At 52.3% G+C, this 22,761-nt stretch carries 18 protein-coding genes and 2 pseudogenes; 7 read left to right on the top strand and 13 right to left on the bottom strand.

Annotated elements, in window-relative coordinates; genetic code table 11:
* Positions 1-114: 114 nt before the first annotated feature.
* Positions 115-168, bottom strand: coding sequence for a mgtA regulatory leader peptide MgtL (mgtL, locus tag D9734_RS06000; RefSeq protein WP_001387276.1), 54 nt, complete (start codon positions 166-168; stop codon positions 115-117).
* A 156-nt stretch (positions 169-324) separates the two neighbouring features.
* Here mgtL and treR point away from each other — a divergent pair, with 156 nt between their 5' ends.
* From treR to nrdG, 4 genes and pseudogenes are all read left to right on the top strand, one after another.
* A complete protein-coding gene (gene treR, locus D9734_RS05995) occupies positions 325-1,299 on the top strand; it encodes a trehalose operon repressor TreR (protein ID WP_276320292.1) in 975 nt (324 codons plus the stop codon).
* A gap of 46 nt (positions 1,300-1,345) precedes the next feature.
* Positions 1,346-1,441: pseudogene (locus D9734_RS23480) on the top strand (hypothetical protein); the annotation flags it as partial.
* Positions 1,442-1,834: 393 nt separating this feature from the next.
* Positions 1,835-3,973: an anaerobic ribonucleoside-triphosphate reductase gene (gene nrdD / locus D9734_RS05990; RefSeq protein WP_130206068.1), complete on the top strand. Its 2,139-nt coding sequence runs from the start codon at positions 1,835-1,837 to the stop codon at positions 3,971-3,973.
* A gap of 323 nt (positions 3,974-4,296) precedes the next feature.
* Positions 4,297-4,761 carry an anaerobic ribonucleoside-triphosphate reductase-activating protein gene (nrdG, locus tag D9734_RS05985; RefSeq protein WP_064530204.1) on the top strand — a complete coding sequence of 155 codons (465 nt, stop codon included), beginning with the start codon at positions 4,297-4,299 and terminating at the stop codon, positions 4,759-4,761.
* Here nrdG and D9734_RS05980 read toward each other — a convergent pair.
* From D9734_RS05980 to pmbA, 4 genes and pseudogenes are all read right to left on the bottom strand, one after another.
* Positions 4,762-5,053: pseudogene (locus tag D9734_RS05980) on the bottom strand (type II toxin-antitoxin system RelE/ParE family toxin).
* Entirely contained in the window at positions 5,043-5,285 is a 243-nt protein-coding gene (locus tag D9734_RS05975) for a type II toxin-antitoxin system RelB/DinJ family antitoxin (RefSeq protein WP_097748117.1), read from the bottom strand. The pseudogene D9734_RS05980 and the gene D9734_RS05975 overlap by 11 nt, the downstream one beginning before the upstream one ends.
* A 191-nt stretch (positions 5,286-5,476) precedes the next feature.
* Positions 5,477-5,863 carry a cytochrome b562 gene (gene cybC / locus D9734_RS05965; protein ID WP_130206066.1) on the bottom strand — a complete coding sequence of 129 codons (387 nt, stop codon included), beginning with the start codon at positions 5,861-5,863 and terminating at the stop codon, positions 5,477-5,479.
* Positions 5,864-6,046: 183 nt separating this feature from the next.
* Positions 6,047-7,399 carry a metalloprotease PmbA gene (gene pmbA, locus D9734_RS05960; protein WP_032230414.1) on the bottom strand — a complete coding sequence of 451 codons (1,353 nt, stop codon included), beginning with the start codon at positions 7,397-7,399 and terminating at the stop codon, positions 6,047-6,049.
* 94 nt (positions 7,400-7,493) lie between these two features.
* Between pmbA and yjgA the strand changes: the two genes are divergently transcribed.
* A complete protein-coding gene (yjgA, locus tag D9734_RS05955) occupies positions 7,494-8,045 on the top strand; it encodes a ribosome biogenesis factor YjgA (RefSeq protein WP_130206065.1) in 552 nt (183 codons plus the stop codon).
* A gap of 179 nt (positions 8,046-8,224) precedes the next feature.
* Here yjgA and mpl read toward each other — a convergent pair whose 3' ends face one another.
* Positions 8,225-9,598 carry a UDP-N-acetylmuramate:L-alanyl-gamma-D-glutamyl-meso-diaminopimelate ligase gene (gene mpl / locus D9734_RS05950; RefSeq protein WP_130206063.1) on the bottom strand — a complete coding sequence of 458 codons (1,374 nt, stop codon included), beginning with the start codon at positions 9,596-9,598 and terminating at the stop codon, positions 8,225-8,227.
* 175 nt (positions 9,599-9,773) lie between these two features.
* Here mpl and fbp point away from each other — a divergent pair, with 175 nt between their 5' ends.
* A complete protein-coding gene (gene fbp / locus D9734_RS05945; RefSeq protein WP_000853753.1) occupies positions 9,774-10,772 on the top strand; it encodes a class 1 fructose-bisphosphatase in 999 nt (332 codons plus the stop codon).
* 32 nt (positions 10,773-10,804) lie between these two features.
* Here the strand turns inward: fbp and yjfF are convergent, their stop codons facing one another.
* The 4 genes from yjfF to ytfQ all read right to left on the bottom strand — a co-directional run bounded on the left by yjfF (position 10,805) and on the right by ytfQ (position 15,427).
* Entirely contained in the window at positions 10,805-11,800 is a 996-nt protein-coding gene (yjfF, locus tag D9734_RS05940) for a galactofuranose ABC transporter, permease protein YjfF (protein WP_130206061.1), read from the bottom strand.
* Entirely contained in the window at positions 11,787-12,809 is a 1,023-nt protein-coding gene (gene ytfT / locus D9734_RS05935; RefSeq protein WP_130206106.1) for a galactofuranose ABC transporter, ATP-binding protein YtfT, read from the bottom strand. Before ytfT ends, yjfF begins: the two co-directional genes overlap by 14 nt.
* A gap of 13 nt (positions 12,810-12,822) precedes the next feature.
* The gene (gene ytfR / locus D9734_RS05930; protein ID WP_130206059.1) at positions 12,823-14,325 is read right to left on the bottom strand and encodes a galactofuranose ABC transporter, ATP-binding protein YtfR; all 1,503 of its coding nucleotides are present in this window, start codon (positions 14,323-14,325) and stop codon (positions 12,823-12,825) included.
* 145 nt (positions 14,326-14,470) lie between these two features.
* Positions 14,471-15,427: a galactofuranose ABC transporter substrate-binding protein YtfQ gene (ytfQ, locus tag D9734_RS05925; RefSeq protein WP_130206057.1), complete on the bottom strand. Its 957-nt coding sequence runs from the start codon at positions 15,425-15,427 to the stop codon at positions 14,471-14,473.
* Between the two features lie 308 nt (positions 15,428-15,735).
* Between ytfQ and ppa the strand changes: the two genes are divergently transcribed.
* Positions 15,736-16,266 (top strand): inorganic diphosphatase, encoded by a 531-nt coding sequence (ppa, locus tag D9734_RS05920; RefSeq protein WP_000055075.1) that lies wholly within the window; start codon positions 15,736-15,738, stop codon positions 16,264-16,266.
* Positions 16,267-16,834: 568 nt separating this feature from the next.
* Here the strand turns inward: ppa and D9734_RS05915 are convergent.
* The 3 genes from D9734_RS05915 to tamA are packed head-to-tail and all read right to left on the bottom strand — an operon-like array spanning position 16,835 to position 22,691.
* The gene (locus D9734_RS05915; protein ID WP_130206055.1) at positions 16,835-17,179 is read right to left on the bottom strand and encodes a gamma-glutamylcyclotransferase; all 345 of its coding nucleotides are present in this window, start codon (positions 17,177-17,179) and stop codon (positions 16,835-16,837) included.
* 2 nt (positions 17,180-17,181) lie between these two features.
* Positions 17,182-20,961, bottom strand: coding sequence for an autotransporter assembly complex protein TamB (tamB, locus tag D9734_RS05910; RefSeq protein ID WP_130206053.1), 3,780 nt, complete (start codon positions 20,959-20,961; stop codon positions 17,182-17,184).
* Positions 20,958-22,691 carry an autotransporter assembly complex protein TamA gene (tamA, locus tag D9734_RS05905; RefSeq protein WP_130206051.1) on the bottom strand — a complete coding sequence of 578 codons (1,734 nt, stop codon included), beginning with the start codon at positions 22,689-22,691 and terminating at the stop codon, positions 20,958-20,960. Before tamA ends, tamB begins: the two co-directional genes overlap by 4 nt.
* Positions 22,692-22,761: the final 70 nt, after the last annotated feature.

The raw sequence follows: 22,761 nt of genomic DNA, 5'->3' as shown, positions 1-22,761 counted from the left end.
GGTGCAGAAAATATCTTCAGGCGTCGCAAAGCCTTACCTGAAGGTAATAAACATGAGCTGGGACGTTAAAACGTCACGGCCTTACACATCCGGTAATGCCGTGAAAAGACGGGCTTACCGGAAAAGTTTTAATCTCCGTCGAGGGAGAGGCGTGGGATCAGGTTCCATATAACCTCCGGTAAGTGAAAAAAGCGCCGCAAATAATAAGGAGAATCCAATAATATTCGTAGCATTTATGCCGATATAATATCTGCAAGCAACTAAACCAACGATAAACCAGACTTTACCCATTGCTGAATGCGTGGGTAAAGTTAGGCTCAAATAATTAAACGCAAATTACGGGACAACAGGATGCAAAATCGGCTGACCATCAAAGACATTGCTCGTTTAAGCGGCGTGGGGAAATCCACGGTTTCCCGAGTGCTGAATAACGAAAGTGGCGTGAGTCAGCACACGCGCGAGCGCGTGGAAGCAGTGATGAATCAGCATAGATTTTCCCCTTCCCGATCCGCGCGTGCTATGCGTGGGCAAAGCGATAAAGTGGTTGCTATTATCGTCACCCGTCTGGATTCGTTATCAGAAAATCTCGCCGTTCAGACGATGCTGCCGGCATTCTATGAACAGGGTTACGATCCGATCATGATGGAAAGCCAGTTTTCGCCACAGCTGGTTACTGAACATTTAGGCGTTCTGAAACGTCGCAATATTGACGGAGTGGTGCTGTTCGGTTTTACCGGCATAACGGAAGAAATGTTAGCTCACTGGCAATCATCTCTGGTACTGCTGGCGCATGACGCAAAAGGTTTTGCTTCGGTCTGTTATGACGACGAAGGGGCGATTAAGATTCTGATGCAATGCCTCTACGATCGGGGGCATCGCAATATCAGTTATCTTGGCGTACCACACAGCGACATTACCACTGGTAAGCGGCGTCATGAGGCTTATCTGGCATTTTGCAAAGCACATAAACTACATCCCGTCGCCGCCCTGCCCGGCCTGGCCATGAAGCAAGGTTACGAGAACGTGGCAAAAGTGATTACGCCAGAAACCACTGCGTTGCTGTGCGCAACCGACACGCTGGCGCTCGGGGCATGTAAGTACCTGCAAGAGCAACACATCGACACACTGCAACTGGCGAGCGTCGGTAATACGCCGTTAATGAAGTTTCTCCATCCGGAGATCGTCACCGTTGATCCAGGCTACGCCGAAGCCGGACGTCAGGCTGCCAGCCAGTTGATCGAACAGGTAACCGGACGCAGCGAACCTCAACAAATCGTCATCCCAGCAGCCCTTTCCTGAGAGTTACCTTCTACCAGATTTATCCAAAGAGTGTTCAGAACACTACTGGCAGCTTCTGATGTATAGCTTTGAAGAAACCTCACCACAACTCTGTGCCACGACATTACGGTCTTTTGAGGCTGTCTGGTGGTTTCAGAGATAATCCCTCTCCAGACCATGCTAAAGCGAGTATTTCCGGGGACTTACCGGGTAGTATATTGTTTTTGTTGATTTTATAACCAGAAAATCATCAAAAAATTTACACATCGCTCTAGCGCCCGCCATCCGTACTCTCTGCTTTTTACTTTGAGCTAAATCAAAAAAAACGCAAACATCCTTAATGCAAAGCACTATATATAGACTTTAAAATGCATCTAAACCCAATATGTTGTATCCATCGTCTAAACTTGCAACAAGATACACATCAACGAAGCCGACACAATTGTGGATAAAGCGAATTGGGATTGCAGTAAATCCCCGTAACAAGAGCTGAATAAACCGGGGCGCACTTCCCAACTTTCTGTGGATAACCTGTTCTTAAAAATATGGAGCGATCATGACACCGCATGTGATGAAACGAGACGGCTGCAAAGTGCCGTTTAAATCAGAGCGCATCAAAGAAGCTATTCTGCGTGCAGCTAAAGCAGCGGAAGTCGATGATGCAGATTATTGTGCCACTGTTGCCGCTATCGTCAGCGAGCAAATGCAGGGGCGTAACCAGGTAGATATCAACGAAATCCAGACCGCTGTTGAAAACCAACTGATGTCTGGCCCGTACAAACAACTGGCCCGTGCATATATTGAGTACCGTCACGATCGCGACATTGAACGTGAAAAACGCGGTCGTCTGAACCAGGAGATCCGTGGTCTGGTCGAGCAGACTAATTCCTCGCTGCTCAATGAAAACGCGAATAAAGACAGTAAAGTCATTCCGACCCAGCGTGACCTGCTGGCCGGGATTGTTGCTAAACACTATGCACGTCAGCACCTGCTGCCGCGTGACGTGGTGCAGGCGCATGAACGTGGTGATATCCACTACCACGATCTCGATTACTCGCCGTTCTTCCCAATGTTCAACTGCATGTTGATCGACCTGAAAGGCATGCTGACGCAAGGCTTTAAGATGGGGAATGCAGAGATTGAACCGCCGAAGTCGATCTCTACAGCTACCGCAGTAACTGCGCAAATTATTGCTCAGGTCGCCAGCCATATTTATGGTGGCACCACCATTAACCGTATCGACGAAGTTCTGGCGCCATTTGTCACCGCCAGCTACAACAAGCACCGTAAAACTGCGGAAGAGTGGAGCATTCCTGACGTCGAAGGTTACGCTAACTCTCGTACCATCAAAGAGTGCTACGACGCATTCCAGTCGCTGGAATATGAAGTAAATACCCTGCACACCGCCAACGGTCAGACGCCGTTTGTGACCTTTGGCTTTGGTCTGGGTACCAGCTGGGAATCGCGCCTGATTCAGGAATCTATCCTGCGTAACCGTATCGCGGGCCTGGGTAAAAACCGTAAAACCGCCGTGTTCCCGAAACTGGTGTTCGCAATTCGCGATGGTCTGAACCATAAAGTGGGCGATCCGAACTACGACATCAAACAACTGGCGCTGGAGTGCGCGAGCAAGCGCATGTATCCGGATATCCTGAACTACGATCAGGTAGTGAAAGTCACCGGTTCGTTTAAAACCCCGATGGGCTGCCGCAGCTTCCTCGGCGTGTGGGAAGACGAAAACGGTGAGCAGATCCACGATGGTCGTAACAACCTCGGCGTGATCAGCCTGAACCTGCCGCGTATTGCTCTGGAAGCAAAAGGCGATGAAGCCACCTTCTGGAAGCTGCTGGATGAACGTCTGGTGCTGGCACGTAAGGCGCTGATGACCCGTATCGCTCGTCTGGAAGGCGTGAAAGCGCGCGTAGCCCCGATCCTCTATATGGAAGGTGCTTGTGGCGTGCGTCTGAATGCAGACGACGACGTGTCTGAAATCTTCAAAAACGGTCGTGCATCTATTTCGCTGGGTTACATCGGCATCCACGAAACCATTAACGCGCTGTTCGGCGGCGAGCATGTTTACGACAACGAGCAGCTGCGCGCGAAAGGCATCGCGATTGTTGAACGTCTGCGTCAGGCGGTGGATCAGTGGAAAGAAGAAACCGGCTACGGTTTCAGTCTCTACAGTACGCCGAGTGAGAACCTGTGCGACCGCTTCTGCCGTCTCGATACCGCCGAGTTTGGCGTGGTGCCGGGCGTGACCGATAAAGGTTACTACACCAACAGTTTCCACCTTGATGTGGAGAAGAAGGTGAACCCGTACGACAAGATCGACTTTGAAGCGCCTTACCCGCCGCTGGCGAACGGTGGCTTCATTTGCTACGGCGAGTATCCAAACATTCAGCACAACCTGAAGGCGCTGGAAGATGTCTGGGATTACAGCTATCAGCATGTGCCGTATTACGGCACCAACACACCGATCGATGAATGCTACGAATGTGGCTTTACCGGCGAGTTTGAGTGCACCAGCAAAGGCTTCACTTGTCCGAAATGTGGTAACCATGACACCTCCCGTGTGTCGGTAACTCGCCGCGTGTGCGGATATTTAGGTAGTCCGGATGCGCGTCCGTTTAACGCCGGCAAGCAGGAAGAAGTTAAGCGCCGCGTTAAACATTTGGGAAATGGGCAGATCGGTTGATCTCCACGCTGCGTTAAGCAAATGCCGGATGTGATGTGAAAGCGTCGCATCCGGCGTTGATTGCAGGATGTGACGTAAACCGCCTTATCCGACCTACAAATTCCAGACTGTAGCAACAGCTGTAGGCCTGATAAGACGCGACAGCGTCGCATCAGGCATTGATTGCCGGATGTGGCGTAAACGCCTTATCCGGCCTACAAATTCCAGACTGTAGCAACGGCTGTAGGCCTGATAAGACGCGACAGCGTCGCATCAGGCGTTAATTGCCGGATGCGGCGTAAACCTTATCCGGCCTACACGCAGACTGATAAGCCAGGCGAAATATGAACTTCCATCAATACTATCCTGTCGACATCGTCAACGGCCCCGGCACTCGTTGCACCCTGTTTGTCTCCGGGTGTGTTCATGAATGCCCCGGTTGCTATAACAAAAGCACCTGGCGGGTAAATTCCGGTCAGCCATTTACCAAAGAAATGGAAGACCAGATCATCAACGATCTGAACGACACTCGCATCAAACGCCAGGGCATTTCCCTCTCCGGCGGCGATCCGCTGCATCCGCAAAACGTGCCGGATATTCTGAAACTGGTACAGCGCATCCGTGCCGAATGCCCGGGTAAAGACATTTGGGTGTGGACAGGGTATAAACTCGACGAACTCAACGCTGCACAAATGCAGGTTGTTGATTTGATTAACGTGCTGGTTGATGGCAAGTTTATGCAGGATTTAAAAGACCCTTCCTTGATCTGGCGCGGCAGCAGCAACCAGGTGGTACACCATTTACGTTAATCACTCTTCCAGCCGTTTATCCGCACCTTCATAAACGGCTGAGTTCTTTCTCTTACCAATAGCTATCACCAACACGAGCAACTCTTTATCGTTAACCTGATAAACCAGGCGATATCCCAGAGTGCGAAGCTTAATTTTGTAGCTGTCCAGTAAATCCCGCAGTTTAGCCGATGGATTGCGCGGCCTTTTCAGCACATCCTCAAGCTCTTTTTTAAAATTGTTCCCGGACTGTCACGCCCAGTTTTTGCCACTCTTTCAGCGCTCGCGGATCAAAGGCCAGCTCATAGTTCATCCGGTCGGACCTTAATGGCCTCTTGTGGGTTGGCCAGTCGTTCCCTGACAGTGCGTAACAAGGCTTCTTCACTATCACTGACAGTGAGCGTTTTTACCGGCATTCGCCCATTTTCCGCAACGTACTGAAACAGCAGCCGTACGGCTTCAGTAGGCGTGATATTTAATTTTTCCAGCACCGCATAAGCCTCATTTTTCAATTTGTCATCCAGGCGGACGTTAAGTGTGGCCATTATGCCTCCGGTAATTATGAAAAGTGTAATGCATTATAGCATTACATATGCATTACATTCATTTCTGGAAAACGCCTCGCAAAAATGGCGGCGACACGCAGAAATATGCCGTAGTGAAGAGAGATTTAGCGGTGATTTTACGAAGGGAGAGGAGAGCATTGGGCGGCGACGTTTCACCGCCCAATGAGGAATTAACGATACTTCTTGTGATATGAATTGCGGGTCGTTTTCAGTTGCTCTGCGGCGGCCTGCGCTTCTTTTACTTTACCTTCATTAGCCAGCTTCAGCGCGTCGTCAATCTGGCCAACCAGAATGTCGAAACCGTGGCGGAAGTCTTTCATTTCCGGGCTGTCTGGCGATTTTCCTTCCAGCTTCGGCGGCGTTGCTTTTTGCGCATCCAGCGCCGCGGCACGCATTTTGGTTAACGCGTCTTTGACTTGCGCCGCGTTATCCGCTTTTTCGACCACTTTTAAATTGTCGTTGAGGGTTTCCATATTGTCTTCCAGCTCAGCGGCAAACGACACCGAACTGAATACCAACGAGGAGACTGCAAGAATAGCTAACAGGCTTTTACGCATTGCTCACTTCCTTTTTTATTTACACTTCATCCTTCACACTGCCTCATCGACGGCTACGCTCATTCGCCCGAGTCACGTACTACGAGTACGCTCCCCGGCCCTCATTCACTTTCCGTCTCGATGCAGTGCGAATGATTTTGTGTAATTTTTTAGTTTATAGCGCGGCAGGTCGCGCCAGTTTTTTTACTGTCCGGCGATTTTCATCTCCGGCAACAGCACAGAACCACACTGTATATTACTGCGTGTTTCAATATCGTTACCGACGGTGACAATATTGCGCCACATATCTTTTAAATTACCTGCGATGGTGATTTCGCTAACCGGATACTGAATTTCGCCGTTTTCTACCCAGAAGCCCGCCGCACCACGGGAATAATCACCGGTAATTGCACTCACGCCCTGGCCCATCAATTCCGTCACCACCAGCCCAGTGCCCATCTCTTTGAGCATCTGCTCGAAGCTTAGACCTTGTCCGGCAATGCGCCAGTTGTGAATACCGCCCGCGTGTCCGGTGCTTTTCAGCCCCAATTTGCGCGCCGAGTAGCTGGTCAGCAGCCACTGAGTCAGGATGCCATCTTTAATAATGTCGCGACGTTCGGTACGAACACCTTCGCTGTCGAATGGCGTAGATGCCAGCCCTTTCAGCAGATGCGGATGCTCTTCAATGGTCAGCCAGTCCGGCAGAATTTGTTTACCCAGCGAATCCAGCAGGAAGGTGGATTTACGGTAAACCGATCCACCCGCTATCGCCCCAACCAGATGCCCAAAAAGCCCGGTTGCCACTTCATTGGCAAAAATTACCGGCGCTTTCATGGTGGAGAGTTTACGCGGTGACAGACGCGATAAGGTACGGCGAGCGCAGTCGGCCCCGACCCACTCTGGCGTTTGTAGATCGCTCATCGCGCGGCCAATGGTGTAGGCATAATCACGCTCCATATCGCCATTTTCTTCGGCAATCACGCAACTGGAGAGCGAATGACGCGTTGAGCAGTAGCCTTGCAACATACCGTGGCTATTACCGAAAACTTTGACGCCGTAATGGCTGTTAAAACTGCCGCCTTCGGTGTTGGTAATGCGTTTATCCGCCTGTAATGCCGCCTGTTCAGCACGGGCCGCCAGTTCAATGGCTTCGTCTGGAGAGACTTCTGCGGGGTGGAACAAGTCAAGATCCGGCGCGTCGAAAGCCAGCAGTTCTTTATCTGCCACGCCTGCATACGGATCTGGCGAAGTGTAACGCGCAATATCCAGCGCCGCCTGTACGGTGCGTGCAATGGCCTGCGGGCTTAAATCGGTGGATGATGCGCTACCTTTGCGGTTCTGGTGATAAACGGTTATCCCCAGCGCGCCATCACTATTGAATTCGACATTCTCCACTTCACCATAGCGCGTACTAACGCTAATGCCGGTGGTCTTGCTGACGGCAACTTCCGCACCGTCCGATTTGCCTGAGGCCAACTCCAGCGCAGTCGAAACTGCTTCTTCCAGAATCTTGCGCTGCGCTTCAACTTGAGAGATTACTTTCATTGCAAGTGCCATAATGTAGAGAGTTTCTCTGAAGTCTAACAGAGAACCGTTTTTCAGTGCGCATCTTAACTGGTAACATTAGCCTCTTTTTTTTAAGGAGCCTGACATGACTAAGCAGCCCGAAGACTGGCTCGACGACGTTCCCGGTGATGACATCGAAGACGAAGACGATGAAATTATCTGGGTCAGTAAAAGTGAAATTAAACGTGACGCCGAGGAGCTAAAACGCCTGGGCGCAGAAATTGTTGATCTGGGGAAAAACGCGCTGGATAAGATCCCGTTAGATGCGGATCTGCGTGCGGCTATTGAGTTAGCCCAGCGTATTAAGATGGAAGGTCGCCGCCGCCAGTTGCAGCTCATTGGTAAGATGCTGCGCCAACGCGATGTAGAGCCTATCCGTCAGGCGCTGGATAAGCTGAAAAACCGCCACAACCAGCAGGTGGTGTTGTTCCATAAACTGGAAAACCTGCGCGATCGTCTGATCGATCAAGGGGATGATGCTATCGCTGAAGTATTGAATCTGTGGCCAGATGCCGATCGTCAGCAACTGCGTGCTCTGATCCGCAACGCGAAGAAAGAGAAAGAAGGGAATAAGCTGCCGAAATCCGCACGCCAGATTTTCCAGTATCTGCGCGAGCTGGCAGAGAACGAAGGGTAATTTTCGTTGTTGATGTGAGTATGGTTTGCCGGATGCAGTGCACCGCCAGATCTGTAGGCCTGATAAGACGCGTCAAGCGTCGCATCAGGCGCTATGCTCAAATGCCGGGTGCGGCGTCAACGCCTTATCCGGCCTACAAAAGCACGTTGCCCCTGTAGGCCTGATAAAACGTCTCAGGATTACTGCGCAGCTTCCGCTTTCTTCGCCAGACCATCCAGCAGTTTCTGATGGATCCCACCAAAACCGCCGTTGCTCATCACCAGAATATGGTCGCCAGGCTGAGCGGTTTTCACCACCATTTCTGCCAGCGCATCAACATCTCCACTCCAGTGCGCAGGCTGAATACATGCTTCTGCCACTTCAGCTACCTGCCACGGAATATGTGACGGTTGCAGCAGGAAGACTTCATCGGCACGACCTAATGACGGTGCCAAATCATCTTTGCAGACGCCCATCTTCATGGTGTTGGAACGCGGCTCAAGCACGGCAATAATACGCGCCGTACCGCCAACTTTGCCGCGCAGCGCCGCCAGCGTTGCCAGAATTGCCGTTGGGTGATGGGCAAAATCGTCATACACCGTCACGCCATTAGCTTCGCCACGCAGTTCCAGGCGGCGACGGGCATTGATAAACAATCCCAGCGCGTTAGCAGCATCAGCCGGTGCGATGCCAACATGACGGGCCGCAGCAATCGCCATCAAACCATTGTGCATATTATGTTCGCCCACCAGCGACCATTTCACTTCGCCCACTTTTTCGCCATCCAGCAAGACTTCCCATTCGGAAGCGTCAGTGGTCAGCTTTTTCGCCTGCCAGTGACCTTGCTCGCCCACCAGCTCCTGTTCACTCCAGCAGCCCATCGCCAGGGTTTGTTTCAGGTTGATGTCGTTTTCCGGCCAGATAATACGCCCCTGACCAGGAACAATACGCACCAGATGGTGGAATTGTTTCTGAATCGCTTTCAGGTCGTCGAAGATATCGGCGTGGTCGAACTCAAGGTTGTTGAGGATCAGCGTTCGCGGGCAGTAATGAACAAACTTAGAGCGTTTGTCGAAGAAGGCGCAGTCATACTCGTCTGCTTCGATAACAAAGAAGTCGCTTTCGCCCAGGCGTGCAGAAACGTCAAAGTTCCCCGGTACTCCACCGATCACAAAACCTGGTTTATAGCCGCACTGTTCCAGAATCCAGGTCGCCATTCCCGCGGTGGTGGTTTTACCGTGTGTACCGGCAACGGCCAGCACCCAGCGGTCACGCAGCACAAAATCGTGCAACCACTGCGGACCTGACATATATGGAATGTTTTTTTCCAGTACCGCTTCCACACACGGATTTCCACGGGTCATGGCGTTGCCAATAATCACCAGATCCGGCTGAGGATCGAGCTGGCTGGCATCATAACCCTGAATCAGTTCAATGCCTTGCTTCTCAAGTAAGGTGCTCATCGGCGGATACACATTGGCGTCCGAACCCGTTACTTCATGGCCCAACTGGCGCGCCAGAATCGCCAGACCGCCCATAAACGTGCCACAAATTCCTAATATATGAATGCGCATACGTCACTATCCTTTTTTAATCTACCGTTCATTTTACGCATATGTCGGGCAACAGAGAAACGCATTTCAGGATAATCCATAATTTGCTGGCGCGATTCACCTGAGCGCAACATTGAGATTATTTGTTAAGATTATTGCGGTCGCTTTACTCCATAAACATTGCAGGGAAAGTTTTATGAAAACGTTAGGTGAATTTATTGTCGAAAAGCAGCACGAGTTTTCTCATGCTACCGGTGAGCTCACTGCTTTGCTATCGGCAATAAAACTGGGCGCCAAGATTATTCATCGCGATATCAACAAAGCTGGACTGGTTGATATCCTGGGTGCCAGCGGTGCTGAGAATGTGCAGGGCGAGGTTCAACAAAAACTCGACTTGTTCGCTAATGAAAAACTGAAAGCCGCACTGAAAGCACGCGATATTGTTGCGGGCATTGCATCCGAAGAAGAAGATGAGATTGTCGTCTTTGAAGGTTGTGAACACGCAAAATACGTTGTGCTGATGGATCCGCTGGATGGCTCGTCCAACATCGATGTTAACGTCTCTGTCGGTACCATTTTCTCCATTTACCGCCGCGTTACACCGGTCGGCACGCCGGTAACGGAAGAAGATTTCCTCCAGCCTGGTAACAAACAGGTTGCTGCAGGTTACGTGGTATACGGCTCCTCTACCATGCTGGTTTACACCACCGGATGCGGTGTTCACGCCTTTACTTACGATCCTTCGCTCGGCGTTTTCTGCCTGTGCCAGGAACGGATGCGCTTCCCGGAGAAAGGAAAAACCTACTCTATCAACGAAGGGAACTACATTAAGTTTCCGAACGGGGTGAAGAAGTACATTAAATTCTGCCAGGAAGAAGATAAATCTACCAACCGCCCGTATACCTCACGTTATATCGGCTCGCTGGTCGCGGATTTCCACCGTAATCTGCTGAAAGGCGGTATTTATCTCTACCCAAGCACCGCCAGCCATCCGGACGGCAAACTGCGTTTGCTGTATGAGTGCAACCCGATGGCATTCCTGGCGGAACAAGCGGGCGGTAAAGCGAGCGATGGCAAAGAGCGTATTCTGGATATCATCCCGGAAACCCTGCACCAGCGTCGTTCGTTCTTCGTCGGCAACGACCATATGGTTGAAGATGTCGAACGCTTTATCCGTGAGTTCCCGGACGCGTAATCTCCTGCGCCTCTCCACACGGAGAGGCGTTTTTATCGCTGCGCAATGTTGACTCTTGTCACTGGCGAACTCTGACGATTCTCCCACAACACCGTTAACCCACGCTGTAAGGCAATAAAAATGAATAACAAAATGCCGATGGCGATTTTCGTCCACCATGAGCTCAGCGTGCCGTCAAAGTTTATGTAAGTCTGGATCAGTCCCTGAATCGCCACACCAAAAAGCGTCCCTAAAACTGTTCCAACGCCACCGCTCAAAAGTGTACCGCCAATCACCACCGACGCGATAGCGTCCAGTTCCACACCTACGCCCGCCAGCGCATATCCGGCCTGGGTATAAATCGAGAAGACAATTCCTGCCAGCGTTGCCAGTCCGGTAGAGAGCATATAAATGCGAATAGTGGTGCTGCGAGTGGAAATCCCCATCAGGTTTGCCGACGTTGAGTTGCCGCCAATGGCGTATACCTGATTACCAAAACGGGTACGATGCGCGAGGAATATGCCGATAACCACCACCGCCAGCATCAGCAGCCCCATCGCGCTTAAGCGACCACCGCCGGGGATTTTCCACGCCAGGCTTGAAAGCGTGTCATAAATTGGATGATTTATCGGGATCGACTCTTCCGATACGAGATAGCTGACGCCGCGCAAAAAGAACATCCCGGCAAGCGTAATGATGAACGCAGGGATCTTCAGGGCGTCGATCAGAAGCCCCATAAATGCGCCGAAGGCGCAACCCATCGCCAGCACCAGCGGAAACGCCAGCAGCGGTGAGAGACCGAAATCGCCAATCACTTTCGCCAGAAACACGCCGGTAAAGGCGATCACCGAACCGACAGAGAGATCGATCCCACCGGAGAGGATCACAAAGGTCATGCCAACGGCAATGATCCCAAGAAAGGCGTTATCGGTCAGGATATTGCAGATCACGCGCGTGGAAGCAAAACCGGGAAACTGGGTCAGGCAGTAGAGATAGCCCAGCACAAAGACGCCGATGGTGATCATAAGCGGCAGGTTACGTTTTATCACGGCTACGCACTCCTTTAATCAGACTGATAAAGCGTTGCGACTGGACAATCAGCACGCAAAGCACCACCACCGCTTTCACCACCTGGTTCATCTCTGGCGGAAAGCCCGAAAGCAAAATTCCGGTATTCATCCCCTGAATAATCAGCGCCCCCACCACCGAAAGCAGCAGGTTAAAGCGCCCGCCCATCAGCGATCCGCCGCCAATTACCACCGCGAGAATGGCGTCCAGCTCCAGCCATAACCCAGCGTTATTGGCATCGGCACCGCGAATATCCGCCGCCACGATAATGCCCGCGATTGCCGCACACAGCCCGCTCAATACGTAGGTGAGCATGACGATGATTCGTGTGTTGACTCCGGCATTTTTTGCCGCCCGAATGTTGATGCCAACGGCTTCAATAAACATCCCCAGCGCCGTTTTGCGGGTCAACAGCCAGAAGAAGAGGAGCGTCAGCACAGCGATAATGACTGGCGTTGGCAGGAACAATAGCGATCCGCTGCCGAACCATGAGAGATCCGGCGAGTTGAACGTGACGATCTGCCCGGAGGTGATCAGTTGAGCCACACCGCGCCCGGCAACCATCAGGATCAGGGTGGCAACAAACGGCTGAATTTTGAGGATCGCCACCAGTATGCCGTTCCACAATCCAGCCAGAATTCCGGTACCCAGGGCGCTTAACAAAACAATTGGCAGGCTGAACCCCGCGACCGTCATCGCAGCCGTTGTGGCTCCGGCGATGGCCATCACCGCCCCTACGGAGAGATCAATCCCCCCCGTAGCGATCACCAGCGTCATGCCAATCGCCAGTAACGCAACCGGGGCGGCGCGATTAAGAATGTCGATAGGACTACCGAACAAACGCCCATCCTGAAGCACCACCTGCCAGAAATGCGGGGCCACCAGGCTATCGACCACCAGCACCAACAATAGCGCCACCAACTGCGGCATCCCCGTCGGCCAGCGAAAGCGCTTTTTCGACGACGCGGTGTCAGGGAGAGATTGAGGCATCACACTGTTCTCCTTACGCCGCAATGGCGTTCATGATCGCCGGAACGGAAAGCTCTGCCAGCGGGATCTCCGCCACCTGTTTGCGATCGCGCATGATAATCACCCGATCGGCATAGCCCACCAGTTCTTCCAGTTCGGAGGAGATCACCAGCAGCGCCAGACCGTCAGCGCACAGCGTTTCAATCAGGCGAATGATCTCGGCATGGGCGCCAACGTCAATGCCACGCGTTGGCTCATCGAGGATCAGAAATTGCGGACGAGTCAGCAGCCAGCGTGAGAGCAACACTTTTTGCTGATTGCCGCCGGAGAGAAATTCAATCGGTTGTTCGCTGGAAGGAGTACGAATGCCCAGCTGACGGATAAAGCGTTCGGCAATCTCTTGCTGTTCTTTACGGGAAATCGGCCGTAGCCAGCCGCGCTGGGCCTGGAGAGCGAGGATGATATTTTCCCGCACCGAGGCGGCGGCGATGATGCCATCGGTTTTCCTGTCTTCCGGGCAAAAGCCGATGCCCAGTACCGAAGCCTGATGTGGCGATCGCAGGGTTTGCTGTTTGCCTTTGATCAGCGCCGTGCCGCTATCGGCTGGTTTGATGCCGAAGATCACTTCAGCGGTTTCGGTACGTCCTGATCCCAGCAAGCCTGCCAGACCGACGATCTCGCCGGGGCGTACTTCCAGATCAAACGGCGCGATCGTTCCTTTCTTGCCGTAATCTTTAAACGCTGCAACAGGATTGTCACTAAGCAATGTTCTTCCGGCACGCTGTAGCGCATGAGTATCCAGCTCACGCCCCAGCATCATTTTCACCAGTTCGATCTGCGGTAGCTCGCGGGTTTCCCGACAGCCAACAAAACTGCCGTTGCGTAAGACGGTGATCCGATCGCTGACCTGATAGACCTGATCGAGAAAGTGAGTAACGAAGATCAGGCTGACGCCGCGATCGCGCAACTGGCGCATCAGGCCAAATAATAACTCCACTTCCTGAGTGTCGAGACTGGCGGTGGGTTCATCGAGGATTAGCACTTTGGCGGAGAGATCGATGGCCCGACAAATGGCGACGATTTGCTGCATCGCAACTGAAAAGCGGTTGAGCGGTTCACGCACGTCGAGGGAGAAACCGTAAGATGCCATCAGTTCGGTGGCGCGCTTTTCCATCTCTTTACGTCGTAGCAGGCCGAAACGCTTAGGTTCGCGACCTATGAATAGATTATCAGCGACCGACATATTGGGTAGCAGGTTAACTTCCTGATAGACAGTGCCGATGCCGAGCTGCTGTGCGTGGGCGGTGTTTTTCGGTGAAATAACCTGACCTTCCAGCCAGATGGTGCCGCGATCGGCATGGTAAACGCCGGTAAGTGCTTTGATTAACGTTGATTTACCCGCCCCGTTTTCACCGAGTAGCGCCATAATTTCACCACGGCGCAGGCTGAAATCAACGTTATCTAACGCTTTGACGCCAGGGAAAAATTTGCTTAATCCTTCGGTACGGAGGATTTCCTGGTGTTGGTCGGTCGTCATGGTTTCCCCCGAAGTAAAGCGTGCTCCCGCCAGGCCTGTAAGACGCGCCAGCGTCGCATCAGGCACCAGTGCACAACTGCCGGATGCGGCGTAAACGCCTTATCCGGCCTACGAGTCGGTATCAGGCATTAATGCCTGATACGTCTCAATACCCCATGTTTTTCTTCTTCTCTAACTCTTCTTTTGCGGTATCAGGCAGGTAAAGGGTGGACTTGGTCAGCGTCAGTTTTTCAGGCATGGTGCCGTCCTTTTTATATTTCTCCAGCGCGTCAAAGGCGGGTCCCGCCATGTTTGGCGTCAGTTCAACGCTGGCGTTCGCTTCGCCATCAATCATCGCTTTGTAGATGTCCGGCACGCCGTCGATAGAGCCTGTCAGGATATCTTTGCCCGGTTTCAGGCCCGCTTCTTTAATTGCCTGAATTGCGCCAATCACCATGTCGTCGTTATGGGCGTAAACCATGCAGATGTTTTTGCCGTTGTTTTCCGCTTTGATAAAGCTCTCCATCACTTCTTTACCTTTACTACGGGTGAAGTCACCGGACTGCGAGCGGATGATTTTAATATTTGGCGCATTCTTAATGGCTTCGGCAAAGCCTTTCTTACGGTCAATGGCGACGCTGGCCCCAACGGTGCCCTGTAACTCAACCACGTTACACGGTTTACCATTGATCTCTTTGACCAGCCAGTCACCGATCAACTTGCCTTCAAGAATGTTGTCGGCGGTGACGGTGGTCATATAGAGAGATTTGTCTTTCACGTCGATGGAACGGTCAAGCAAAAAGACCGGAATTTCGGCTTCCTTTGCTTCTTTCAAAACAGGTTCCCAACCCGTTGCAACCACCGGGGCGATAAAGATGGCATCTACCCCTTGCGCGACAAAGGAACGCACTGCTTTAATCTGGTTTTCCTGCTTTTGCTGACCATCGGCAATTTTCAGTGTGATACCGCGTTTCTCGGCCTCACTTTTCGCCACATTAGTTTCTGCTGCGCGCCAGCCGGATTCGGATCCAACCTGCGAAAATCCTACGGTTAACGGAGCTGCCAACGCCATAGACGACATGGCTGCCGAGACTGCAGAGACTACAAGTAAGCGTTTCCACATAGGGTTGTCCTCGTCGGGGTGATTATTATTGGTGAAAAGATGTTCGCGAAAAAACTATAGACAATTGGTTCTGTAACAGATTGCGTTACATCACACTTCAAAAAAGTAAATACATCGTTAATCACAAGTTTGTAATCGCTTTCATATCACTATGAAAAATGCGGCTACGGTTATGGATTTTCCAGCTCTGCGAACCGTCTTAAAACTGGCGAAAAAGGAAAATGAGGGCGAAAACAAGCGAAGACATTCGGCGCGAGTTGGCTATAATACTCGGCACTTGTTTGCCACATATTCTAAAGGAAACAGACATGAGCTTACTCAACGTCCCTGCGGGTAAAGATCTGCCGGAAGACATCTACGTTGTTATCGAAATCCCGGCTAACGCTGATCCGATCAAATACGAAATCGACAAAGAGAGCGGCGCACTGTTCGTTGACCGCTTCATGTCCACCGCGATGTTCTACCCGTGCAACTACGGCTATATCAACCACACTCTGTCTCTGGACGGTGACCCGGTTGACGTTCTGGTCCCGACTCCGTACCCGCTGCAGCCGGGTTCTGTGATCCGTTGCCGTCCGGTTGGCGTTCTGAAAATGACCGACGAAGCTGGTGAAGATGCGAAACTGGTTGCTGTTCCGCACAGCAAACTGAGCAAAGAATACGATCACATCAAAGACGTTAACGATCTGCCGGAGCTGCTGAAAGCTCAGATCGCTCACTTCTTCGAGCACTACAAAGACCTCGAAAAAGGCAAGTGGGTGAAAGTTGAAGGTTGGGAAAACGCTGAAGCCGCTAAAGCTGAAATCGTTGCTTCCTTCGAGCGCGCAAAGAATAAATAAGTTCTTAGATACTCTAAATAATTCAACTTGCAGGACAAAACGCCAGCGGCGTTTTGAACAACGCTTGCGTTGGCCCTGAAAGGGCGAGGCCTAAGGCCGAGTAACGCGACAAGTGAGTGAATCCCCTGGAGCTTACAGAAGTAAGTGACTGGGGTGAATGAACGCAGTCGCAGCACATGCAACTTGAAGTATGACGAGTATAGCGCAATAACCCTGAACGCCGGACTTCGGTTAGTAAGGGTTTTTTTATGCCCGCAATTTATAAACTATCTACTCCACTATTATTATTTTCAGTAGTTGAAAGGCTTGAACGGTAAGAACAAGCTAAACTCGACCACCATTTTGCTGTTCATAGCCACTTGCTGGAAGTTAGCCGACCTCACTCATACTCACCGTTCAAAGCGTGCCCCCGTTTTACCCCTGCACATTTGTGAACGCCAGCAGAGTTTTTTATGCGATTGCAGATATGGAAAGCGGCTCGGAGAGAAAAGCAAAAGATGTGAAAGTTACAAAAAAATCGCGAGATACATCGCAAAAAACAACGCCACCCGAAGGTGGCGTGTTTATATTATGACTGATCCCTGTCTAACCAGTCGCCGCTTTCAATCAGCGTTAATCCATCGACGGGTCGTTGATAAACGTACATCCATGCACTCCCGTACGGCGTCTGAATCAACTGGCGCGCGTATTCACCGCCCCTGGTGCGCAAGGCATCAAGTTCGGCCAGCGTGGCGTTGTCAATACGATAAACTTCACCATGTACCGTTCCGTTTCCCGGAACTGCGCCTGGATAGTGGCCCAGGCTATACAACTGGTAGTTATCGATACTGAAATCGCCCAGCAACTGGGCATTTGTCATCCAGTGGCTGTTGCCTTGTTTGTGACGTAAACTGCCGTAGACAAATATTCGCATAGCTAAAACTCGAACTGATAGAGCAAATCCAGTGCCTGATCTACACCAGACACGGCTTCCAGATATAGCTTCGGCATCAGGCGATAACGTAACGTGAGTGTTGCTATAGAGTCAAATATCCCCACGCCGTATTTCACTTGTAAGCCTGGTAATACATAGCCGCTGACCACCACCTGGGAAGAATCACCTACCCCCTCGGTGTCGAGCGCTAAATTACTTACACCAAATGTCTCGCCGATTTTACCCACAATCTGACCACTTTGCGCAACCCCCAGACCAATCAGCATCGAAGTCATCGCCGCGCTGTCGCTCTGATCGCTCTCCAGCCCTTGTCCACGCAATAAGTAAGACAATGCAGCCTGTTGTGACATCGCCGGGTCAGAGAAGATCTCCGCTTTCGGCTCATCCGCCAGCCCGGTGACACGAACACCAGCGATTACGTCATCTTCTGTAGCATCCGGGTTACGAATGGCTTCGATATTGAGATACGGTTGATCCGGTGGACCAGAGAACAGCAGCTCGCCTTTGCGCACAATCAGATCCTGGCCATATGCATGGAAGCGCCCTTCAGGGATGTTAATTTGCCCGTTCAGGCCCAGACCTTGTTTGTCCTGTACGACGTTGAGATCGCCCGTCAGCCGCGCCTTCAGGCCAAAGGCATCAATGCGCACGTTATTGCCGACGTGGACAATCAGGTTGCTGTTGATCGGAATTGACGCGGTTTTCGTCTCCTCCGGTTGCAGGTTATCGTTGAGCATCACCACATCGCTTGAGACACCCACCGCACTTTCCGGCAGATCGTGCACCACAATGCGCGCCCACGGTACATCCACGCGACCATCAAGGGTAAACAGGCTTGGTGTCGCTTCGAATACGATGTCAGGCGACACATCCATTCGCACCATCGGTGGTACGGTGATCCGTACCTTACTGCCTTTCGCCGTTACCCGCGCCCGCCAGTTTTCAATCTGGCTCCAGTCAGCATCACCGTTCAGGTAGATGTCACCCTGCTGAGTCCTCACGGTCCCCGCAAGCGTCGAGCGCATACCGTTAAAATTGACCGCAAGCTGGCTCGGCTGCATATCAAATGGCATAAAGTTGCCGTCGATATCCACGCCTGTGACCTGTAGCTGACCAAACAGCTGCGGGCTTTGCACATCACCGCCCAGACGTAGGTTGGCGCTCACCATCCCCGCTGCTTTTTCACCACGCGTAAAGATGGGGTTCACCATTGCGAGGTTAAAATTGCGGATGTTGACGTTGCCACCAAGATTCCGGCGGCCTTGTGGATCGGTCACCTGCACCTGACCATCAAACTGGCCGTTATTGGTCAGACGGATGGTCCAGCCCAGCTCAGCGCGATTATTCCGCAGCTCTGCCGATAGGTTCAGCGTCTGAAACGCCACCGGTAGCGCCGCATCGTTGACGGTTTGCGTCACCTGCACGTTACGCCCCGAAAGAGTGATACTGCCCTGTGGCAGCCCCTCTTTGGTGGTGTCCCAGGCAACGTCCGCTTTACCCGTGAAGATACCGCTTGCCTGAGTAGTTTCCGGCATAAACGGTTTCAGCATTGCCAGGTCGAAGCGGTTGAGATTCACAACCGCACGCCCTTCAGCCCCGGCATCAATGGTTTGCGGCACGCACAGTTCCGCATTCGGGTTAAGCCAGCAGTGTGGCCCAATGCTGATTTTTTGCTCCTGATTGCGATAGTCCAGCGCGATATCACGCGTCAGCGACCACGGTCCGACCGGCGTCTGGAAGCGCGTATTGCTAAGTGTTCCCTTCCAGCGTTCTTCTTTGCGATCAAAGCTACCTGCCAGATTAAGCTGCCCGGAAACCGGCTCGCCCTGAATCCTCAGTTGTAACTCGTGCTGCTTTTCGCTGCCTTTCGCATTCAGAGTAACGAGGCTGATATTCACATCCGGCTGCGAGATTTGCTCAACGCGCACGTCGAGTTTACCCGCAATCTGATCGGTGGATTTGATGTCGCCTTCCACGCGAACCTGCGACACAGAAAGTTCCTGCCAGCGCAAGCCGCGCGCGGTGATATCCGCCAGCAACTGCGGCGCTTCCACCGTACCGCGAACTTTCACCAGCCCTTTCGCTGTACCGCCAAGTCCTGGCAGCGCGTTATCCAGCCCCGGCGCATTGATGGTGGCGTCAAGATTGAGATCTTTTACCCCCAGCTCGCCTTTCACTTCGGCACTGTTTGGCCCCAGTTCCAGATGCAGACCTGGGATCATCCACTGCATATAACTGTTGCCTTTCAGCGTTCCCTCAACGTTCACTTTGTTATGTTTGACGTTGCCGGTCAGCTTCAACTCCGGCACGTCCATCTGCCAGGTGCCGCCGTACAGGCTACCGCGCGTTTTGATCAAACCATTGAGTTTCGATGGCCAGTCCGGGAACTCTTTCGCCGTATTAATGCCGTTGAACGTCAATTCGCCGCGCCAACTAATGGCCTGCTGCCAGTCGAGCAGCGCCTTCAGCTCGGTTTTTCCTTCCAGCGCCGCAACGGTGAGTTTATCGAGATTGACCTGCTGTTCATTCCCTTTCGCATCAAGGGTAATGGTCGCTGGCGGGATCTCCTGCCCTTTCACCGCCGTACGCATAGACAGCGTGTAATCGGTCATTTTGCCGGTGAGTTTCAGTTTCAGGTCATCCGCCTGATATTGCTTCTCACCAGTGAACGGCCAGTAAAGTTGTTTGCTGTTCACTTCCACGTTGAGCGGTAATCCAGCTTCCGCCAGCCGCGTCTGGGCGCGCAAATCCATATCCACCGGGCCGGAAAGGTTAACGCCTATCTCCAGCTGTTCGCGCAGCGCGCCGCCCACTTTTAGCTTCACCTTTTCACCTTTCAACGGCTCCACATTCAAAGTGCTGTTGAGGGTGATATCTACTGGCCAGTTGTTGGACAATTGTGCCGTACCGCTGGCATTGACAATCCCCTGGTTAGAGTCAATATCCAGCGCGTCCAGTTTGGTATTGCCGTCGATGCTGCTCACTTTCAGCAGCATGGTGCTCACGGTGATATCCGTGTCGCCTGTCACGCGCAGTTGCTCGCCTTTAAACTCTTCAATGTTCAGGTTGAGCGGCAAATGCACGTCGGTCATTTCCGGCAATACCGGGCGAGAAAAGAGATCTTTCAGCGTTTCGCCGAGCGGTTTTTCCTCCGGCTGCGGATTTTCAATCTTCGGCTCGACCACTTCTTCCTGCGCCACGTCCGCCACTTTTGGCAAAGCAATCAACAGGCCTTTCAGCGACGTCGGTTTCAGGGTCAGGGTTTTCTCCTGCCAGTTCAGGCCGGAGGTGAAGTCCATCACCGACACCGTGGTGTCATCAATTTTGATGTTGACGTTATCCAGCGCCACGCGCGTCAGGGTGATGGGATACGGCGTGGAGAGATCCAGCGGCCCGCTATCTTCCTCTTCTTCAACCTGCTCAGAAGGAGGCATTTTTTTGCTGTCGATGTTGACCTGAATATCTTTCAGCGCCAGATCGTTAACACAAACGCTGCTGTTCCACAGACAATCCAGCCCAACGGCCAGGTGCAGATTGCCCGCTTTTACCGCCACGCCTGGCTGCTCATAACGAACGTCAGACAGGGTAAGGTCGCGCCAGCCGCCAGTGACCTTGCCGATGTCCAGCCCAGGCACCCAGCGGTCCGCCGCTTTAAATACCAGATGCAGGCCGCTGGTGGTGCCAACCAGAAATGCCACCGAGCCCAGCAGTAGTAAGATGACGATAACCGCGCCGAGGCTGATTTTTTTCCATAAACTCATAATTCTGGCCCCAGACCGATGTAAAACTGTAACCCGTGCTCGTCTTTATCCGCGACCGGTACGGCGAAATCGAGCTTGATTGGCCCGACCGGCGATTCCCAGCGCACGCCGACCCCGGTGCCGGTTTTGAAGTCGCTGCGGCGGATATCACTCACCGCTTCACCGCTATCGACAAACACCGCGCCCCACCATTTTCCGGTCACGTTGTACTGGTACTCCAGTGATCCGGTAATTAGCTTTGATGCCCCTTTCAGGTCACCATTGTCATATTTCGGCGCAATAGATTTGTATTTATAGCCGCGAATACTGCGGTCGCCCCCGGCGAAGAAACGCAGATCCGGCGGTACTTTGTCGAAGTCACCGGTTTCAATCCAGCCCAACGTGCCGCGCGTAACAAAGCGATGGCGATCGTACAGTGTGCGGATCCAGACGTTCTGTGCCTGGAAAACGGAGAAATCGACATCCGATCCCCAGGCTGTGTTGGAATAGTCGATAGAGTAGCGTTGCGAGTCGCCCCAGGTCGGCATCAGGCCGCCGCGTGATCGCGTCCGGCTAATCATCACCCCTGGATAAAACAGCATTGTGGTGTTAGTAATTTCACCCTGAGTAAAGTGGTCGAGACTCCAGCGTAGGTTAATGGCGCGCTGCCAGCCGCTGGAGAGATCCCAGTAGCGAGAAGCGACCAGGGTAGTGGAATCGGATTCGGTATCGTTCAGGTCAGTGCGCTTAAAACCGCCCTGCACCAAATAATATTGTTCCAGTGGATTCTTCAGCAGCGGCATTTTATAGCTGAAGTCGAGGGTCTGTTCCGGCGCGGAAATACTGGTACTGGTGGTCAGACTGTGACCGTATGAGTTCATCCACGGCTTTTTCCACGTCGCTTTCACGCGCGGTCCCACGTCCGTAGAGTAACCGACCCCGGTTTCGATGGTGTTTTCTGTTCGCGGCGAAACCACGCCCGTCAATGGTAATACTTTCGTTTCGCGCGCTTTATCAAATTGCGGTGCCACTACCACCGAATTAAACCAGCCAGTCGCGGAAAGGCGACGGTTCAGTTCCGCCAGATCTTTTGACTCGTATTCATCGCCTTCTTTGAACGGTACCAGGTTTTGCAGGTACTCGTCGCGAATTTGCGAACCTTCAAAAGTGACATGCCCAAAGCGGTAACGTTCGCCACTGTTGTAATCAATATCCCAGTACGCTTTATGCAGGCCAAGCGCTATGCCTAACTGAGCTTTGGTAAATTCGCTATCGAAATAGCCTTTACGCAGCGCAATACTGGTTAAGGACTTTTTGAAATTTTCATAATCGCCCTGGTTTAGCACCGTACCTATAGCCGGGCGAGTATCCAGCAACTTCAAATAGTCTTTATCGGTTCGCGCACCGCCGCGCAAGACTACATCGGTGCCGCCAATCAACACGGGTACACCCGGTGTAACTTTAGCAACCAGCACCTGCCGTCCTTTCTTTGGCGGTGGCTGGAGATCAAATTCAATTGTTGGCTGGTAATAGCCCAGTGCTTTTAGACCTTCCCGAATGGCATCATCAACACGTGCGCGAAAGCGCCGGTCTGGCGTCACTTCATCACTTTGAATCGTAGAAAGCTGTGCACGAACGTTTTTTTCCAGCTGTCCCGATAACCCTTCCACCTGTAGACGGACATTCGCGGCGATGGCAGAACCACTAAAGCAGAGTAAGCTTACACAGCATAACTGTCGGATATAGCGCACATTTTCTCCTGAATATCCTTTATTCCTGCCCCTGGAACTCCGTTAAACGGCTTAACAATAATCCAGCAAT

Origin of the sequence: Escherichia sp. E14S1 (assembly GCF_004211995.1) — a bacterium.
Classification (GTDB): Bacteria; Pseudomonadota; Gammaproteobacteria; order Enterobacterales; family Enterobacteriaceae; genus Escherichia.
Note: the sequence above shows the minus strand (reverse complement) of the source record. Positions and strands in the feature narration are given on the sequence as shown.